Annotated in this window: 17 protein-coding genes and 1 pseudogene; 11 read left to right on the forward strand and 7 right to left on the reverse strand. The window is 56.2% G+C overall.

Annotated elements, in window-relative coordinates; translation table 11 throughout:
• Positions 1–16: 16 nt before the first annotated feature.
• A complete protein-coding gene (locus PUT78_RS15245) occupies positions 17–871 on the forward strand; it encodes a hypothetical protein (protein ID WP_274353126.1) in 855 nt (284 codons plus the stop codon).
• A gap of 184 nt (positions 872–1,055) precedes the next feature.
• Here PUT78_RS15245 and PUT78_RS15250 read toward each other — a convergent pair whose 3' ends face one another.
• The 4 genes from PUT78_RS15250 to dnaG all read right to left on the reverse strand — a co-directional run bounded on the left by PUT78_RS15250 (position 1,056) and on the right by dnaG (position 6,442).
• Positions 1,056–1,508, reverse strand: a complete 453-nt coding sequence (locus PUT78_RS15250) for a response regulator (RefSeq protein WP_274353127.1) — start codon at positions 1,506–1,508, stop codon at positions 1,056–1,058.
• Between the two features lie 322 nt (positions 1,509–1,830).
• Positions 1,831–2,190: a helix-turn-helix domain-containing protein gene (locus PUT78_RS15255; protein ID WP_274353128.1), complete on the reverse strand. Its 360-nt coding sequence runs from the start codon at positions 2,188–2,190 to the stop codon at positions 1,831–1,833.
• A 190-nt stretch (positions 2,191–2,380) separates the two neighbouring features.
• Positions 2,381–4,378 carry an RNA polymerase sigma factor RpoD gene (gene rpoD, locus PUT78_RS15260; RefSeq protein ID WP_274353129.1) on the reverse strand — a complete coding sequence of 666 codons (1,998 nt, stop codon included), beginning with the start codon at positions 4,376–4,378 and terminating at the stop codon, positions 2,381–2,383.
• A 165-nt stretch (positions 4,379–4,543) separates the two neighbouring features.
• Positions 4,544–6,442, reverse strand: coding sequence for a DNA primase (gene dnaG, locus PUT78_RS15265; RefSeq protein WP_274353130.1), 1,899 nt, complete (start codon positions 6,440–6,442; stop codon positions 4,544–4,546).
• A 130-nt stretch (positions 6,443–6,572) separates the two neighbouring features.
• Here dnaG and msrB point away from each other — a divergent pair, with 130 nt between their 5' ends.
• Positions 6,573–7,097 carry a peptide-methionine (R)-S-oxide reductase MsrB gene (gene msrB, locus PUT78_RS15270; RefSeq protein WP_274353131.1) on the forward strand — a complete coding sequence of 175 codons (525 nt, stop codon included), beginning with the start codon at positions 6,573–6,575 and terminating at the stop codon, positions 7,095–7,097.
• 16 nt (positions 7,098–7,113) lie between these two features.
• Positions 7,114–7,578, forward strand: coding sequence for a tellurite resistance TerB family protein (locus tag PUT78_RS15275; RefSeq protein WP_274353132.1), 465 nt, complete (start codon positions 7,114–7,116; stop codon positions 7,576–7,578).
• Here PUT78_RS15275 and PUT78_RS15280 read toward each other — a convergent pair.
• Positions 7,557–8,987 (reverse strand): Glu/Leu/Phe/Val family dehydrogenase, encoded by a 1,431-nt coding sequence (locus PUT78_RS15280; protein WP_274353133.1) that lies wholly within the window; start codon positions 8,985–8,987, stop codon positions 7,557–7,559. The genes PUT78_RS15275 and PUT78_RS15280 overlap by 22 nt on opposite strands.
• 137 nt (positions 8,988–9,124) lie before the next feature.
• Positions 9,125–9,712, reverse strand: coding sequence for a TetR/AcrR family transcriptional regulator (locus PUT78_RS15285; protein WP_274353134.1), 588 nt, complete (start codon positions 9,710–9,712; stop codon positions 9,125–9,127).
• 143 nt (positions 9,713–9,855) lie between these two features.
• Between PUT78_RS15285 and PUT78_RS15290 the strand changes: the two genes are divergently transcribed.
• Together PUT78_RS15290 and PUT78_RS15295 are read left to right on the forward strand one after the other, a co-directional pair.
• Positions 9,856–10,164 (forward strand): hypothetical protein, encoded by a 309-nt coding sequence (locus PUT78_RS15290; RefSeq protein ID WP_274353135.1) that lies wholly within the window; start codon positions 9,856–9,858, stop codon positions 10,162–10,164.
• A gap of 252 nt (positions 10,165–10,416) precedes the next feature.
• Positions 10,417–10,869, forward strand: coding sequence for a GNAT family N-acetyltransferase (locus PUT78_RS15295; RefSeq protein ID WP_274353136.1), 453 nt, complete (start codon positions 10,417–10,419; stop codon positions 10,867–10,869).
• 146 nt (positions 10,870–11,015) lie between these two features.
• On the opposite strand, the gene PUT78_RS15300 is transcribed toward PUT78_RS15295, so the two are convergent.
• Complete coding sequence (locus PUT78_RS15300) at positions 11,016–11,486, reverse strand: hypothetical protein (RefSeq protein WP_274353137.1); 471 nt, start codon at positions 11,484–11,486, stop codon at positions 11,016–11,018.
• A gap of 419 nt (positions 11,487–11,905) precedes the next feature.
• Here PUT78_RS15300 and PUT78_RS15305 point away from each other — a divergent pair, with 419 nt between their 5' ends.
• From PUT78_RS15305 to PUT78_RS15330, 6 genes and pseudogenes are all read left to right on the forward strand, one after another.
• Positions 11,906–12,667: a glutaredoxin gene (locus PUT78_RS15305; protein WP_274353138.1), complete on the forward strand. Its 762-nt coding sequence runs from the start codon at positions 11,906–11,908 to the stop codon at positions 12,665–12,667.
• A gap of 387 nt (positions 12,668–13,054) precedes the next feature.
• Entirely contained in the window at positions 13,055–13,513 is a 459-nt protein-coding gene (locus PUT78_RS15310) for an AAC(3)-I family aminoglycoside N-acetyltransferase (protein ID WP_274353139.1), read from the forward strand.
• Positions 13,514–14,457: 944 nt separating this feature from the next.
• On the forward strand, positions 14,458–15,138 hold the full coding sequence (locus PUT78_RS15315) for an amino acid ABC transporter permease (RefSeq protein ID WP_274353140.1): 681 nt from the start codon (positions 14,458–14,460) through the stop codon (positions 15,136–15,138).
• Positions 15,135–15,842 (forward strand): amino acid ABC transporter permease, encoded by a 708-nt coding sequence (locus PUT78_RS15320; protein ID WP_274353141.1) that lies wholly within the window; start codon positions 15,135–15,137, stop codon positions 15,840–15,842. Before PUT78_RS15315 ends, PUT78_RS15320 begins: the two co-directional genes overlap by 4 nt.
• A 34-nt stretch (positions 15,843–15,876) precedes the next feature.
• Positions 15,877–16,665 carry a transporter substrate-binding domain-containing protein gene (locus tag PUT78_RS15325; protein ID WP_274353142.1) on the forward strand — a complete coding sequence of 263 codons (789 nt, stop codon included), beginning with the start codon at positions 15,877–15,879 and terminating at the stop codon, positions 16,663–16,665.
• Between the two features lie 54 nt (positions 16,666–16,719).
• Positions 16,720–16,879: pseudogene (locus tag PUT78_RS15330) on the forward strand (amino acid ABC transporter ATP-binding protein); the annotation flags it as partial.

Consider the following 16,879-nt stretch of genomic DNA (forward strand, 5'->3'; position numbering starts at 1 on the left):
GTTTATGAGGTAAAACATGTCTTTCCTGTCCAAAAACTTATTCACCATGAAGGCCGCCAAATTCCCCGCGTTCAAACCCGCGCCGATAAAGCAGGACTGCAACATCGACGCGGCACGTGAAAAGCTGATCCAGAAGAAAATCGATGCTCTGGAAGCAAAAGCCGCCAAGCTGGAAGCGAAGGCCGACAGCCTGCGTGACCATTATCAGGACAAAGCGGATGGCATGCGCGCGCTTTACGACAAGAAAGCGGATTTCTATTCCTGCAAATCCGGCCACCTGAGCGAGAAATTCGCCGCCAAGTTCAGTGCATTGGGCGACAAGAAAGCAGACCTGCTGGAAGCGGTCGGCGCAAAGAAAGCGGCGGCACTGGAATGCGCGGCTGACAAGCTGAAGGCGAAAGCGGACATGCTGCGCGAGAAACTGTCAAAAGATGAAGACCCCTGCGATGACGACCTGAAAGATGATGATGACGACGACATCACAGATGACGATGGCGATGACAAGGTCGGCACCCCCCTGCCCGAGGACGCCAGTGCCGTAAAGTTCTTCCTGAATGTCGAAGATAACGGACCTTCTGAAACCAATTACTTCCTGACCATCCAGGCCCCGGAAAACGATGATGATTTCACGCTGGAAGACGCCTATGAACAGGCGCTTTCGTTTCTGGAAGAAAACAATCTGCAACTGAACGCTGTCAATCAGGCGAACCTGTATAATGCTGATGGTGAGAAAATTGCTGAATACAAGCTGGTCGATGATCAGTTCGTCAAGATTGGCGAAGTGATGGACGGGCTTTGGGTCGAAATTTCAGAAGATGACCTTGCCGCCAGTATCGAAGACGAGGATGACGACGACACAATCGATGGCTAGCGCGGGTGGCGCATACTGCGAACCGGTTCTGCCCTGCCCGGATGTGCGATAACGCCAGGACAGCGCCTTTCGCGTGCGGGCCGCACGGAACGCGGCAGGAACCGGCCCTGACAGCCTGATCCAGAATAACAAAAATGCGCCTGAAAAGGCGCATTTCTTATACTATCAGTGGTGCGTGCCGCGATCAGGCGTATTCCATCACCGCACGGCTGCGCTGGTTCTGGCTGCAGATCAGCACAGCATCCAGAAGCCGGGTTTGCGAAATGGGTTTCATCAGCGTCCCGTCACAGACAGGCTTGCGCTCGCTGCCGAAATCATCGCCTGCAACCTCATCAGAGATCAGGATGATTTTCAGGTCCGGCAGGGCCGCGCGGATTGCAAGACAGAAGTTAAGTGCCTGATGCACCCCGCCCAGATGTTCAACATCGACAATGACGAAATCCAGTTTCATCGCGCTGCTTTTCAGCCATTCCAGCGCGCGATCCGAATATGAAACAGCCATGATGTTAACGCGCAGAATGTCATATACCCAGTTCTGCATGTCCTGCGTTTCGTCAGAGAATGCCATGAAGGCCACAGCAACCCCGTCGAAGCGCGGGATTGGCGGGATACTCATATCGTTTCCGTAATCATACATGAGTGGTTTCCTTCATTGCGGGGGCAGAGACTGCCAGAGCGAGAATTCGCCTTACACTATCTATACCATGTGTTTTAACACATTTTCAACCTAAAAGTGTGCAACTCAACCAGAATTCACGTCGATTTGCTAAACCTAGGGTTGCACTATCAGGATCGTGTTCACTATGGTGTCAATAACGCGCAGGCTACGACTCTCACTGGTACACCCTTAATTCAACGCGAATGCGTCGATGAAGGCAAGAAAAATATGTGTGAAAATTCTCACGGCCTGAAAAGCGACGCGCCCCACACCCCCCTGGAGTTGTGGGCACTCCGGCAGTTTATCTCTGCCCAAGCTGAATCAGATGACGAATTGACGCTGCAAGGGATTCTCGCTCTGATTGAGAAAGAGAAGACAGAAATGCATCAATCTCCGGGTCATGGGCAGGCTGCTGCCCCGGATGATCCGCCTGCGGAACGGTAAGGCCCAGCAGAATTTCCGGCGCCATGTCCAGCGCGCGCGCAAGTTTGAACACTGTCGAAATTCGTGGGCTACCCGTCCGGCGTTCTTCAATATCTTTCACCGCGCGGCTGTTCAGACCAGCCTTGCGGGACAGGGATGCGGCCGAAAAGCCGCGTAATTTCATGAAATGCAGAAGGTTCCGACGAAATACATCTGATTCGTTTTCCGGTTCGGACATCAATTCTCATCTTCAAAAATGCAGCTGTTTGACTGTGTATAGAACTTTCCACGATGGAATACATCAAAACTGAATATGTTCAGGGAGATCGATCAGGAAATGTGCAAAAATACAATGCACTGCTGTAGCAAACCAGTCTGTGGCATTGCAGGGCGTCCGGAACAGGACGCCCTGCCCTGATGTCAGCGCATTACTGGTCCAGAAAACTACGCAGCTTGCGCGACCGGCTGGGGTGTTTCAGCTTGCGCAGTGCCTTCGCCTCGATCTGACGAATGCGTTCGCGGGTCACGCTGAATTGCTGTCCCACCTCTTCCAATGTGTGGTCAGTGTTCATGCCGATGCCGAAACGCATGCGCAGCACACGTTCTTCGCGGGGCGTCAGCGATGACAGCACGCGCGTGGTGGTTTCGCGCAAATTGTCCTGAATGGCAGAGTCCAGCGGCAGCAGCGCGTTCTTGTCTTCGATGAAATCGCCAAGCTGGCTGTCTTCCTCATCGCCGATGGGGGTTTCAAGGCTGATGGGTTCCTTGGCGATTTTCATCACCTTGCGCACCTTGTCCAACGGCATCTGCAGCTTTTCTGCCAGTTCCTCGGACGTGGGTTCACGCCCGATTTCATGCAGCATCTGCCGGCCGGTGCGCACCAGCTTGTTGATGGTTTCGATCATATGCACCGGAATCCGGATGGTGCGCGCCTGATCGGCGATAGAACGGGTAATGGCCTGCCGGATCCACCATGTCGCATAGGTGCTGAACTTGTAGCCGCGGCGGTATTCGAACTTGTCCACCGCCTTCATCAGGCCGATGTTACCTTCCTGAATAAGATCAAGGAATTGCAGCCCGCGGTTCGTGTATTTCTTGGCGATTGAGATCACCAACCGCAAGTTGGCTTCGACCATTTCCTTCTTGGCCTGACGGGCTTCTTTTTCGCCCTTCTGGACCTGACCGACAATGCGGCGGTATTCCTGAATATCAACGCCGACATACTGCCCGACCTGCGCCATGTCGTTGCGCAATTCTTCAACCTTGTCGCGCGAACGTTCCATCAAGGCCTGCCAGCCGCGACCGGCCTTGTCGGCCATGCGGTCGCACCATGTCGGGTCCAGCTCGGCGCCGCGATATTCGTCAATGAATTCGCGCCGGTTGATGCGTGCCTGATCGGCCAGTTTAACCATGGCGCTGTCGATCGACATGATGCGCCGGTTGATCCCGTAAAGCTGGTCTACCAGCGCTTCGATCCGGTTGTTATGCAGGTGAAGCGAATTCACCAGTTCCACAATTTCGGCACGCAGTTTCTGGTATTTCTGTTCCTGATCATCAGAAAACCGCCCCGCTTCCAGAAGGGTGGCATTCATGCGCTGATCCTGCATTTCCGACAGGAATTCATAATCGCGCGCAATCCGGTCCAGCGTTTCCAGCACACGCGGCTTCAGCGCGCTTTCCATGGCGGCAAGCGACAGGTTCGACTGTTCGTCGTCTTCCTCATCATCATCATTGGAGGCGATGGGGTTGCCGTCTGCATCCAGTTCCGGCTCGTTGCTGCGCTCGCGCTTGGGGCTGGCAGCGGCGGCGGCATCGGCAATCCCGTCAGTCACAGGAATGCCTTCTTCCTCGTCCAGCGCATTGCCGAAGGTGGTTTCCAGATCGATAACATCACGCAGCAGGACATCTTCGTTCAGCAATTCATCCCGCCAGATGGTGATCGCCTGAAATGTCAGCGGGCTTTCGCACAGGCCCAGGATCATCGTGTTGCGGCCCGCCTCGATCCGTTTGGCGATGGCGATTTCGCCTTCGCGCGACAGAAGTTCGACAGACCCCATTTCACGCAGATACATGCGCACAGGGTCATCTGTGCGGTCCAGCGTTTCGCTGCCCGTTCCGGACGATACCGCGACTTCGCGCGACCCGCTGGTTTCCACCAACTCGCCACCCTTGGCGTCGGGTTCATCGCCTTCTTCATCATCTTCGACAACGTTGATGCCCATTTCCGACAGCATCGACATGACATCTTCGATCTGCTCGGACGCGACCTGTTCGGGCGGCAGTGATTTGTTCAGCTGCTCATAAGTGATATAGCCACGTTCCTTGGCCTGCGCGATCATCCGCTTGATCGAGGCCTGGCTGACAATCTGCCCGCCTTCGTTATCCTGATCTTCTTGCCTGGTGTCGTCGGTGTCTTTGGCGGCCATGAAAGCTCCCGAAAAGCTGAGGCGCGGCATTCCTGAGGCGAATCGATTCGGCGAATCACCAGGCGGCCAGCGCGGACTGCACCTGATGTAGGCAAAAGAAACGTGTTTTTCCAGTTCCAGAACGCATTTTGACCGGGCAAACCGTGCGCAAAGGCAACGATTCGGTCATTTTTTCTGTTTTATCCACACCTGTGATTCGATGAATCGGCTTAACTGCCCCGAAAGTGCGGCGCGATCCTCGCCCAGATCGGCGGAATCCGACAGGTTCGAACGCTCTGACCGGTTGCGCAATTCCGCAGCCTGCTTCAGCCGCCATGTCAGCCCTTCATCGGGCAGATGGGCCAGATCCTCGACCGCGTCGCGCAATTCCGCAGCAGCGCCGCGACGGGCCAGCAGCTTGGCGAATTCCTCGCGCAGGCACAGGCGCGCAAGATCAATGTCGTCATTCTGCACCGGTGGTGCAATCCGCACATGTCCCAATGCCATAAGCGCGGAAACCTGTTCCGGGTCCGGCGGTGCCCCCCCTTCCAGCAAGGCGTGGCGCAATGCGCTGTTGCGCATATCACGCATTTCCGCACGTTCCAGATCGGATTCGAATTCGCGCAGCAGGTCGCGGTGGCGCAGCAATATCGCCAGAATGATCTCTTCGCGCATCTTCTCGGCAATGGCAGTGCTGTCCCCGCTTGCCAGCAATGTATTGCGTGTGGCGGCCAGCGCGGATGCGGGTGGCGGCTGCCATTTGCCCCCTGCCCGCCATGCCCCGCGTCCGGGCGGTGTGGCGGCGCGGAAAAAGGCCGCGCGCAGTGATTTCAATTCTTCGGCATAATGCGCGCGCAGGCCCGGATCTGCAATTTTCATGAGTGCTGCGCGCAGGCGCTTGTCCAGCGCGTCGCGGCGTTCAGGGCTGTCGAAGACCTGCGCTTCGGTTTCGCGCTGCCACAGCAGCCGCACCAGCGGCACCGCCCCATCTATCAGTTTGCGCATGGCCCCCGCACCGCCGCTGCGCAGCACATCATCCGGGTCCATCTTTTCGGGCAGCAGGCAGAAGCGCAACGATTGCTCGGAACTTAGCAATGGCAGCGCCAGATCCATCAGTCGGTAGCCCGCGCGCAATCCCGCCTCATCCCCGTCCAGGGCGATGACGGGTTCCGGTGAAATGCGCCAGATCATGCGCAACTGATCTTCGGTAATCGCGGTGCCAAGGGGGGCCACAGCCGCACCGAACCCTGCTTCGACGAGGGCGATGACATCCATATACCCTTCGGCGACAATCAGCGGGTGGTCCTTGCCGACTGCGGCCCGCGCAGGCCCCGCATTGTAAAGCGACCGCCCCTTGTCAAACAGCATGGTTTCCGGCGAATTCAGGTATTTCGCGCGGGCATTCGGGTCCATGGACCGCCCGCCAAAAGCAATGCACCGCCCCCGCATGTCGCGGATGGGAAAGATGATGCGCCCGCGAAACCGGTCATAGGGCGCGCCACCATCATCGGGGCGCGCGGCCAAGCCTGCATCGATAATCTTGTCGGGGGCAACGCCCGCCCCCGTCAGATGCGCCCACAACCCATGCCGGGTATCGGGCGCAAAGCCTATTTCAAACCGTTCCAGCGCCTGCGCCCCAAGACCGCGCCCGGCCAGATAATCGCGCGCGGTGGCGGCCGCGTTGGTGTTCAGTTGCAGCCGAAAATAGCGCACGGCCTGTTCCGTCACTGCGGCCAGTTCGCTTAGCCTGTCGGCCTTTTGCGCGGCTTTGGGGTCACGTGCAGGCATGGTCATGCCTGCCTCGCGCGCCAGCACTTCCACCGCTTCCATGAAGCCCATATTTTCCGTTTCGCACAGGAATTTAATTGTATCCCCTTTGGCATGACAGCCAAAGCAGTAGTAAAACCCCTTGCGGTCATCCACATGAAAAGACGCGGATTTTTCCTGATGGAACGGGCATGGCGCCCAGAAATCGCCCTTCGTCTGATTGGACTTGCGCATATCCCATGTGACCTTGCGCCCGACCACAGAAGAGATCGAGACACGATTGCGCAGTTCATCAAGGAAACCAGGGGGCAGACTCATGGGATGGATAATGACAGATCACGCAGCTTTGTTGAAGCAGTGATAGCGCATTGCACTATCTGTTGAAACAATATCACCCGGATGCCCGTATAGCGCATATAATCCACAGGTAACCCATAGGAGGAATGCCATGTTCAGCAGACGCGGATTCATATTGGCAGGCGCAGCAGTTATTTCAGGAAATGCAGCCCAGGCGCAGGATACGCGCTTCCCCCTGACGCTGTCACCGGATGAATGGCGCGCGCGGCTGACGCCCGCCCAGTTCGCCGTGCTGCGCGACCACAAGACGGAGGAAGCCTTCAGCAACCGGTTGCTGGGCGAACGCTCGCCCTTGCTGAACGAGGCCCGCGCGGGCACCTATAATTGCGCGGGCTGCGGTCAGGGGCTGTACCGGTCCGAAACGAAATATGACAGCCGCACCGGCTGGCCCAGCTTCTGGGATGCGATTGACGGCGCAACCGGCACGCAGATTGACCGCACCCTGTTTTTCATGGTCCGCACTGAAGTGCATTGCAGCAATTGCGGCGGCCATCAGGGCCATATCTTTGATGACGGACCTGCCCCCACGGGCAAGCGGCATTGCATCAACGGGCTGGCCATGACATTTACCCCTGATGAAACTGGAGTGGTTGAAGGATTGCCTGTAAGTGCTTAATATACTGAAGAAAATAATGGGCGCCCTGAATGCCGGGTCTGGGGCGCCCGAAACCGGCTTGCCTGACGGGCAGCAGGCACTTGCTGCATTGCTGGTACGGGCCGCCCGCGCAAGCGACATCTATGACGACCGCCAGATTGCGCAGATCGATGCGATTCTGGCGCGGCGTTTTACGCTGCCAGTCACCGATGCCGACGCCCTGCGCCTGCGGGCCGCCGCTTTTGAGCAACGCGCAGGCGACACGGTTCATCTGACCCGCGCCATCAAGGACATCGTGCCACTGGAAGATCGCCCCGCCCTGCTGGAAGATTTGTGGTCTGTCATTCTGGCTGATGGCGGCAGGCATGAGAATGAAGACGGACTGATGCGCCTTGTGTCAAACCTGCTGGGGCTTGCCGACCGTGAATCAGCCTTCGCGCGCCAGAAGGTCATGGCGCGCGAAAATGACGTTCCGGCAGATCAAAGCCCCTTGGCGCGGTAGCTGGCCGCAACCCGTTCAATCGCCACGATGAAGGCCGCGGTGCGCAGGTCCTTCACGTCCGACCGTTCATGCCAGACCTTGGAAATCGACTGATAGGCCGTGCGCATCGTGTCATCCAGACCCGAACGCACCAGTTGCAACTCATCCGCGCCCTGCAAATAGCGGCGTTTGAAATCGGGGGCCAGTTCCCAGCCCAGCTGTTTGTCCGCCGACAGGCGTTCCAGTTCCGTGACCAGCAGCAGCGCATGCGCTTCTTCATTGCGGCGCTGCATCCGGCCAAAGCGGATATGGCTGAGGTTCTTGACCCATTCGAAATAGGACACTGTCACACCACCGGCATTGGCATAAAGGTCCGGAATGATGACGATATCCTTTTCGCGCAGGATTTCATCCGCCCCCGCCGTGATCGGACCATTCGCCGCTTCAATGATCAGCGGGGCCTGAATACGATCAGCATTATTGATATTGATCACCCCTTCCAGCGCGGCCGGTATCAGGATATCGCATTCCGATTCCAGAATTGTTGCGCCATCGGCAATATATTCCGCGCCCGCAAACCCGTTGACCCCACCGGTCTGGATAATCCAGTCGCGCACCGCATCCGGGTCCAGCCCCGCCGGGTTCACGATGGCCCCGTCGCGTTCAATAATTCCGGTGATCACGGCGTCATCTTCTTCGCGCAGGAATTTCGCTGCGTGATAGCCCACATTACCCAGACCCTGCACAATGATCCGCTTACCCGACAGGCTTCCCGACAGGCCCGTGACCTTGACATCTTCGGGGTGGCGGAAGAATTCGCGCAGCGCATATTGCACCCCGCGGCCTGTCGCCTCGACCCGGCCCTTGATGCCGCCTGCATTCAACGGCTTGCCGGTCACACAGGCGCGCGCGTTGATATCAGTTGTGTTCATGCGGGCATACTGGTCCGCGATCCATGCCATTTCACGCTCGCCTGTGCCCATATCAGGGGCGGGCACGTTCTGGGCCGGGTGAATCAGGTCGCGTTTGGCCAGTTCATAGGCAAAGCGGCGCGTGATCTGTTCCAGTTCGTGTTCTTCATATTTGCGCGGGTCGATACACAGCCCGCCTTTTGCCCCGCCAAAGGGCGTTTCGACCAGTGCGCATTTATAGGTCATCAGCGCGGCCAACGCCTCGACCTCGTTCTGGTGAACTTCGGGCGCATAGCGGATGCCCCCCTTGACGGGTTCCATATGCTCGGAATGCACAGCGCGGTAGCCGACAAAGGTTTCGATCTTGCCGCGCAAGCGCACCCCGAAACGGACAGTATAGGTGGAGTTACATATCTGAATTTTTTCTGCCAGTCCCGGGGGCAGATCCAGATGCGCCACCGCACGGCGGAACATCAGATCCACATTTTCGCGAAAGCCCGGTTCCTTGACATCCAGCATGGTAATCCCTCCTTGGTCCGCGCAGATTGGCTGCGCCTGTTCATTGTTTCTGCAGAATAACAGGATAAATTGTTTAAGAAATACGAAACCCTCGGATATGCCGAAAAAACAGGCAAATTAAAAACATGATAGCACCGTCACCCCCCGACGGATTTGCGCACCATATCCCAGTATATGTCTTCCACATGCGACAGGCTTAGCCTGCCGGTTTCGCGGAACCACGTGTTGACACCTGTCAGCATGGCAATCAGTGCAAACGCGGCCAGTTTGGTGTCGGGCACATCGAACACGCCCGCCGCGCGGCCCCGCTCCAGTACCTCCTGCAACCGCGCTTCATAGCTGCGGCGCATGGCTTCGATCCGGGTGAAATTCGCGCGCTCCAGATTGCGCAATTCCATATAGGCAATAAAAACCGAATCGCTGCGCGCGTTGTGAAACCGGATATGGAAGCGGGTGAACTGTTCCAGCGCGGCCATGGGGTCGGCGCATTCGGGCAAGGCGGCGTGCGTGTCCAGCAATTCCGCCAGATGGTCGCGCATCATGTCAAAAAGCAGGCTTTGCTTGTCGGGGGTATATAGATACAGCGCCCCCGCCTGCACGCCGACTTCGGCAGCGATCTGGCGCATGGACACCGCCGCATAGCCATGGCGCGCAAACAATTCTTGCGCGGCAGCGCGAATACGCGGGCCGGTCACTTCGGCAGAGGAGTTCTTCTTGCGGGCCATGGCTTGCCTCTTGGCCCCAAATTCCGCAGGAATTCAAGATGCATCTGCACCAGTCATGCACCATCCTGCACAATCCAGCCGCTTACGGCCCTTGCGCCCGTATCAGAACTGGCGCATCCTGCGGCGGGGCAATTGCTGGGCGAATGATGGGAATTTCGGGGTTTCAACGCGGACACGCGGTCATCTGGTTGCTGCTGACAATGTTGGCAGCCTGCACAGCCGGACCTGATCTGCCGCCAGCGACATCATCCTCCGGGCCGACACCTGCGCTGTTGCCCATTTCGGATGTGTTGCGTCAGGCGAAGGACGGGCCAAACGCACACCTTCTGACAACAACTGCGCTTGAAAACCGCGCAAATGCATTGCGCGCCCGCGCGGCGCGCCTGCGCGGGCCGGTCATTGCAAGCGCAGACCAACAGATGTTGCGCGCAGCGGGTGCCGCACTCAGGTGATGAGACTGGCAAGCGTAATCAGCCAGTCTTTCGGGCTGCGCTGCGAAAACAGCAATACGAGCAACTACCGCCTGGAATGGTCGCGGGGCAAAACGGCCCCTTGCCTGCCGATTGACGATCAATGCGCCGCAATCTATCGTCAGTCACGTCCAAGAAGGAGATTTATGCGCAGAGGCTTCGATTGAGCCGCATATAGCGGCATCGCACGGCACATTTTGTGCCGGTCTTTTGCATGAATTTTCCGGAGTTCACATGATGAACCAAGACATACTCATCCGGCCCTTTGACAGGGTGACGGATACCGAAATCCTGTCCTCCATCTGGTTTGACGCATCGATGATAGCGCATCCGTTCATCGGCAAGCGCAGGCTTCTTGAACAACGTCAACTGATCGCGGATGAATACCTGCCGAAAGCAGAAACCTGGGTTGCCTGCCATTCTGATGATGCCATCGGCTTTATCAGTCTGCTGGGCAGCTTTATCGGGGGGCTTTTCATCGCGCCGGACCGGCAGGGAATGGGGGCGGGCCGCAAGCTTGTCGCACATGCGCTGGCCCTGAAGGGCGAACTGTCGCTTGAGGTCTATACCGAAAACGAACAGGCCGTCCGCTTCTACACATCGCTGGGTTTCAGCGAAGTTTCACGGCGCGATGTGGATGATTTCGGGTATCCATATCAAAACGCAGCATTGCATCTGCGGGCCTGAACAACAGACCGGGCGAGACCTTACTTGCCCGGTCATGCCATCCCACACAATCGCGCACAGGGCCGCCAGATGCTACGCGATGAAGGAATGGCTGTTTTTCGAAGTTTACGGATGGTCGAAACCTGCCGACCGGGCGATTGCAGTGTCTACGCACCAAATTCTAGTTTAAGATCGGCGACAGCCTCAGCCCTAGAGCCATGAACGTAAATTCGATATCTTGTATCATCTTTGCCGCCAAAGGGTATTTCGTCTTCATAGTAAGCGATGTTCCTACTTTGCAGGCAGTTCCTTAACGCTCCAAGCTGAGCCTTGTCTTTGGCGAAGCCAACCATATGGCTCCACGCCCAACCGTCATCTCTGATATGCTTGTAGGCGTAGGAAACCGCGTCCAATTCACAGCGAAAGACCATATCTGTTCTTTCGACGCCCCGCTCGGTGTAAATCCAGTGAAAGAATGAACGGACTTCTGCGAGAATAAAGCCCTCGTAAATAGGGGCACTGTCAATCTGATATGAGAGAAAATTACAGCCGTTTTTCACCATCCATGACTTCAGGTCATGGATGGTTCTTAGTTCAGCCGTCGGCTCATCCGGTTTAAAATCAAAAGCTTGAGGCATCTATGCATCCATACTCAGCGCATTTCAACCTGACAGAATTATTATGCAAGATCAAATTCTTATGGGTCATGTCAGTCCAGAAAGCCCCCAAACCGCTTACAACACGCCTGAAAGCACACCCGGATCAAGACCCGGAACCGGCGCGATCAAACTGTCCGGAAACAAGAATGCGTAAGCGCGCGCATAGAGTTTCCGGTCTGTTGATGGTCAAGTGACGTAATCGTCTGTCGCGTTTGGTGCCTGGCATTGACCTTCCCCCCACTGGAAGCCCCATGTGGGTGGCAGGGAAGGTCTTTTTGATACCGTCATGCCGATCGGATGACCTGGTATCGAAATCGCCGAACACGGCAAGTCCTTCAAGGGCATCTCTCACGCAGGGTCCGAAAACTTCTGTCTTTTCATCACATCGAGGCTACCAAATGACCAAGAACCCGCAGAAAACAGCAGCCCTTTACCGGATGGTTATGCCGGAACACACATGTCCATATGGCCTCAAATCGCTCGATCTGCTCAACCGGCACGGCTATGAGGTCGAGGACCACCACCTGACAAGCCGTGATGAAACCGATGCTTTCAAGGAAAAGCATGGGGTGGCGACCACGCCGCAAATCTTCATCGATGGGGCGCGGATAGGCGGCTATGACGACGTGTTGCGCCACTTCGGCAAGGATGTGCCGGATAAGGATGCCACCACCTACACCCCGGTCATCGCATTGTTCGCAATGGCTGGCGCGATGGCACTGGCGGGCAGTTGGGCCGCCTATGGCCGGTTACTGACCATCACGGCCGCGGAATGGTTCATTGCCTTTTCCATGTGCCTGTTGGCCCTGCAGAAGCTGAAGGATATCGAGAGTTTCTCGACCATGTTTCTGAATTATGATCTGCTGGCGCAGCGCTGGGTGCGCTATGGATATGTCTATCCCTTTGCCGAAGGATTGGCCGGCGTTCTGATGGTCGCGGGGGCACTGATGTGGCTGTCAATCCCGGTTGCCCTGATCATTGGCACAGTCGGGGCAGTGTCAGTCTTCAAGGCGGTCTATATCGACAAGCGAGAGTTGAAATGCGCCTGCGTTGGTGGCGACAGCAACGTGCCACTGGGGTTCGTTTCCTTGACCGAGAACCTGATGATGATCGGCATGGCAATCTGGATGCTGCTCAAGATCACGGTGCTGGGGCAGTAATCCACTCATCTTGCACAAGCAAACTGCGCCTTGAATGCGGTAGGACATATGGGCGCATGGATGCCCGGGCGGGCCTTGGCAGGATTGAATGCCCGACACTGGTTCTTGATGGCGTGGACGACCCCATGACGGTGACTGAACTCAGCAATGAATCGCGACCAGATCAATAAGCTTATAGCCGGTTTATACCCCCGCCTTCTCATGGATCTTCGATAAAAATGGCCATTTTTGCTTGCCGCTGCAAGTCACGTCGGGCAACGTCGATGTCGCAATCGCTGTTCGCCAGAGGGGCCGAGAATTTTTCCAGGTCCGCAGGCCGCGTCGGCGCAATCAGAATTCGGAATGTCGCTGAACGCGACACCACACCCAGCAGGAAAGTGCAGCACAATGGCCCATGTCATCACCCGTATTGGCCCCACCGATCTGGCAGCCATGCGCCGCATGAACGCACTTTTCGCGGAGGCGTTCGAAGACGCGGAAACTTATCTTGGTGCAGCGCCGGATGATAGCTATCTGCGCGACTGGCTTGGCAAACCGCATGTGATTGCGCTAGCCGCGTTCGACGGCGATGCCCTGATCGGCGGTCTGGTCGCATATGTCCTTGAGAAGTTCGAACAGGCGAGAAGCGAGGTGTATATCTACGATCTGGCGGTGCGCGAAACACATCGCCGCGAGGGTGTCGCGACTGCGTTGATCGCCGCACTGAAGCCCATTGCACAAACCGCCGGCGCTCAGGTCATTTTCGTTCAGGCCGACTATGTCGACCCGCCCGCCATCGCGCTTTACGAAAAACTCGGTGCGCGGGAAGACGTGCTTCATTTCGATATCCCCGTTCTGGACGAATGAGCGCATCCATGACGACAGCGGCGCTGAACTGTTCTGATGGTGAAAATTCGATTTGCGTTCCTTGCCACGAACGCCGCTGTCATCGACAGCGATCAATCACACATTTCAAAAATACATTAAATTACATATACTTACACAAAATTCACTAAAAATAGCGCAGTCATGAGGTCTGGAGAACATCCAACCCGAGAGACCACTTCCGGCCCTCCCGGCGCTGCAGCCAGTGCTCAGCCCTACCCGCATACCCCCCGAAAACAACGAAAAAATCCGGCCGCAGCCAGGGCAGGAGAACACTTTCGCGAGGGCAAGTGGCGGACAAAGCGCAAGCTGATCAATAGCCTATGATGGTGTCAATTTCTGGCACAGAGTCAAATGTCTTTCGCCAAGGCTCAGGATCTGCTCCGTCTCGCCCAGATGCTGCCTTCCGGCGGGGCGGATGCGGTTATGGAGGCGCTGCGAAGCCCGTTTCGGCTGCGCGTCATCTATGGATCTGTGGATGCAGCGCCCCGGGTGAACGCGCAATTTTCAGACGGTCGCTGAACGCTGATAAACCCCTGCAAGGCGTCAATGGTCAAACACCAAATTTCATTTTGGAGGATGTGAATCACAAATTCTTTGCTGCCTTGGCAATCGAATCCAAGTTTCTTCGAAGCGCCAGGGGGAACAGAAAATTTCTCAATTTGGAGACGTTACCGCTAATCGCAATGCGACTTATTTGTGATCAGTCAGCACATTTTTTAAGCAATAAGTCCTGATGGCAGACGATGGATTTCAAATCGAAATACACCTAGGTTTCAACATTGCAGCATCATATCAGAAGCTTAGGTAGAATTACGCCCTATTTTCAAAGAAAACCGAAAGCTGTTGCCGCAAAAATCATATGGCTCGCGCATCCTGAAGTAGTTTTGCGTGTTGCCAGACATTGAGGATGGGGCGCGCTGGCAGTGGATTTACGGTTTTTTGAGATTTTTCGGAACGTCGACTACGTCCGGCTTCTCTTTGAAGGGGCAGCACTCAGTGCCGGATTGACCTTGGCTGCGGGGATTATCGGCTTCGTGATTGCCATTGTCCTTTCATTCCTGCGCCACAGGCGGGTTTTCGGTATTCACTGGGTCGCAGCTACTTATGTCGAGTTCATCCGGAACACCCCGCTGATCGTGCAGCTCTTCTTCGTGGCGTTCGGTTTACCTTTGCTTCTGGGCTATCAATGGCCATTTTGGGCGCATGCACTGCTTGCGCTGGTATTGAACTTCTCAGCTTATTTTGCGGAAATCCTGCGCGCGGGTTTCAACACTGTGGGTAACGGACAGGATGAGGCCGCGCAGGCCATGGGGCTCAAGCCATTTATCATTTTTCTCAAAATCACGCTGCCGCAAGCCATCGGCAAGATGTTCCCGTCGCTGAGCAGTCAATTCATCTTCCTTTTTCTGACGACTGGAATCATCTCTGAAATTGGGGTGCGCGACCTGACCAACGCAGGCATCTTCATAGACAGCCGCACGTTCCGCACGTTCGAAGTCTTCGTGACCCTGACGGTGATCTACATCGCCATCTCGCTCAGCTTCAAGGGGCTGATGGTCGGACTGTATCGACTGCTTTTTCCATGGGTGGGCTTGCAACGATGAGAGAGCTGCTAATTGACATTTTCGGGCGCCCGCATGGCATCGTGTTCTATCAGTTGCTCGATGCGACCCAATTCACGATCTATCTTTCGTTGATTGCCTTTGTCGGGGGCGGCCTGCTGGGGGCTTTAATTGCGCTTATTAGGATCGCACCCAACAAATGGGGCAAGCGGGCAACAATCGCCTATATCTGGCTGTTCCAGTCGACCCCACTTCTGATGCTGTTGTTCTTGACGGGACTTGGTGTGCCGCGCCTGTTCGGCGTAAACATTGACCCATGGTATGCAGCCAGCATTTCGCTGACGCTTTATTCCAGTGCCTATATGTCCGATGTCTGGCGCGGCGCTTTGGAGGCAGTTCCTCAGGGTCAGTGGGAAGGTGCCGGCGCGCTTGGGTTACGCTTCCTGCCAACGCTCCGCCTTGTTGTTGCACCTCAGGCGATCAGCATTGCTCTTGCACCCACCGTGGGCTTTATGGTGCAGATCATCAAGGGCACATCGCTGGCCTATATCATCGGCTTTACCGATTTGATGACCATCGGCAAACGCTGGGCCAATGCTCCGGTTGTCGGCACGGAGCCATACATCATTTTCCCGCTCATGGCGCTGATTTACTTCAGCCTTTGTTTTCCACTTTCGCTTTATTCGCGCCATCTCGAACGCCGGATGGGCACCGTCAAGACCCTGCAGCCGGTTGCGACTGCATGACTATTCAACTGACATTCATGAAAGGATGACACCAATGAAAACCCTACGTTCCCTCGTGATAGCTGCAGGGCTTGGCCTTGCAGGTCTAGCCCCCGTCGCCGCACTTGCAGATCTCTCGGACATCCTGGCACGCGGTAGCATCAATATCGCCGTTCCGGAAAGCTTCCCGCCCTTTGGTGCGCTAGGGATGGAAGGCGAGCATGAAGGCTATGATGTCGACGTAGCCAAGCTGATCGCCGCCGATCTGGGGGTGGAGCTGAACATCATTCCCGTCAGTTCCAACCAGCGCATCCCTTACCTGGAAACGGATCGTGTCGATCTCGTGATCTCGTCGATGGGTGCGAACCCGGAACGCGCCAAATCGATCTGGTTTTCAGCCGCATATGCACCGTTCTATTCAGGCGCTTTCGCATCTGCTGATCTGGACATTTCCGCGGTGGCTGACCTGTCTGGCCTCAAGATAGGGGTAACAGGTGGCGCGCTGGAGGATCTGGAACTGACCCGCACTGCCCCTGAAGATGCCGAAATCATCCGCTTTGGCGACAATGCCGCGACTCTCTCGGCCTTTCAGTCCGGTCAGGTGGATGTGTTGGTAACGGGCAACACAATCGCCGCAGAACTTGCCGCCAACAACCCCAACTTGAGCGTGGATGTGAAATTCATCATGCGCGACTCACCTTGCTTCATCGGTGTGAAGAAAGGCAATTCAGATCTGCTGCAATGGGTCAATGTCTTCATCATGCACAAGACATTGGGCGGCGAGTTGAACGAGTTGTCACAAGAATGGTTCGGTCAGCCGCTGCCACCCTTGCCCACCCTCTAATGAAAATCGCCTTGCCGCTGAAAGGTGGTAAGGCAGCCTCGCAAAGGCGGCATTATGAATAAAACCCAACTTGATCCGGGCATTGACCGCGCAATCGACACCAGTCAGATGCAGATCAGCGATGAAATTGCCATTCAGATCACGGCGATGAACAAATGGTATGGCACGTTCCATGTGCTGCGCGACATCAACATGACTGTCAATCGTGGCGAAC

The organism is Roseinatronobacter alkalisoli (genome assembly GCF_028745735.1).
In the GTDB taxonomy this organism is placed as follows: Bacteria; Pseudomonadota; Alphaproteobacteria; order Rhodobacterales; family Rhodobacteraceae; genus Roseinatronobacter; species Roseinatronobacter alkalisoli.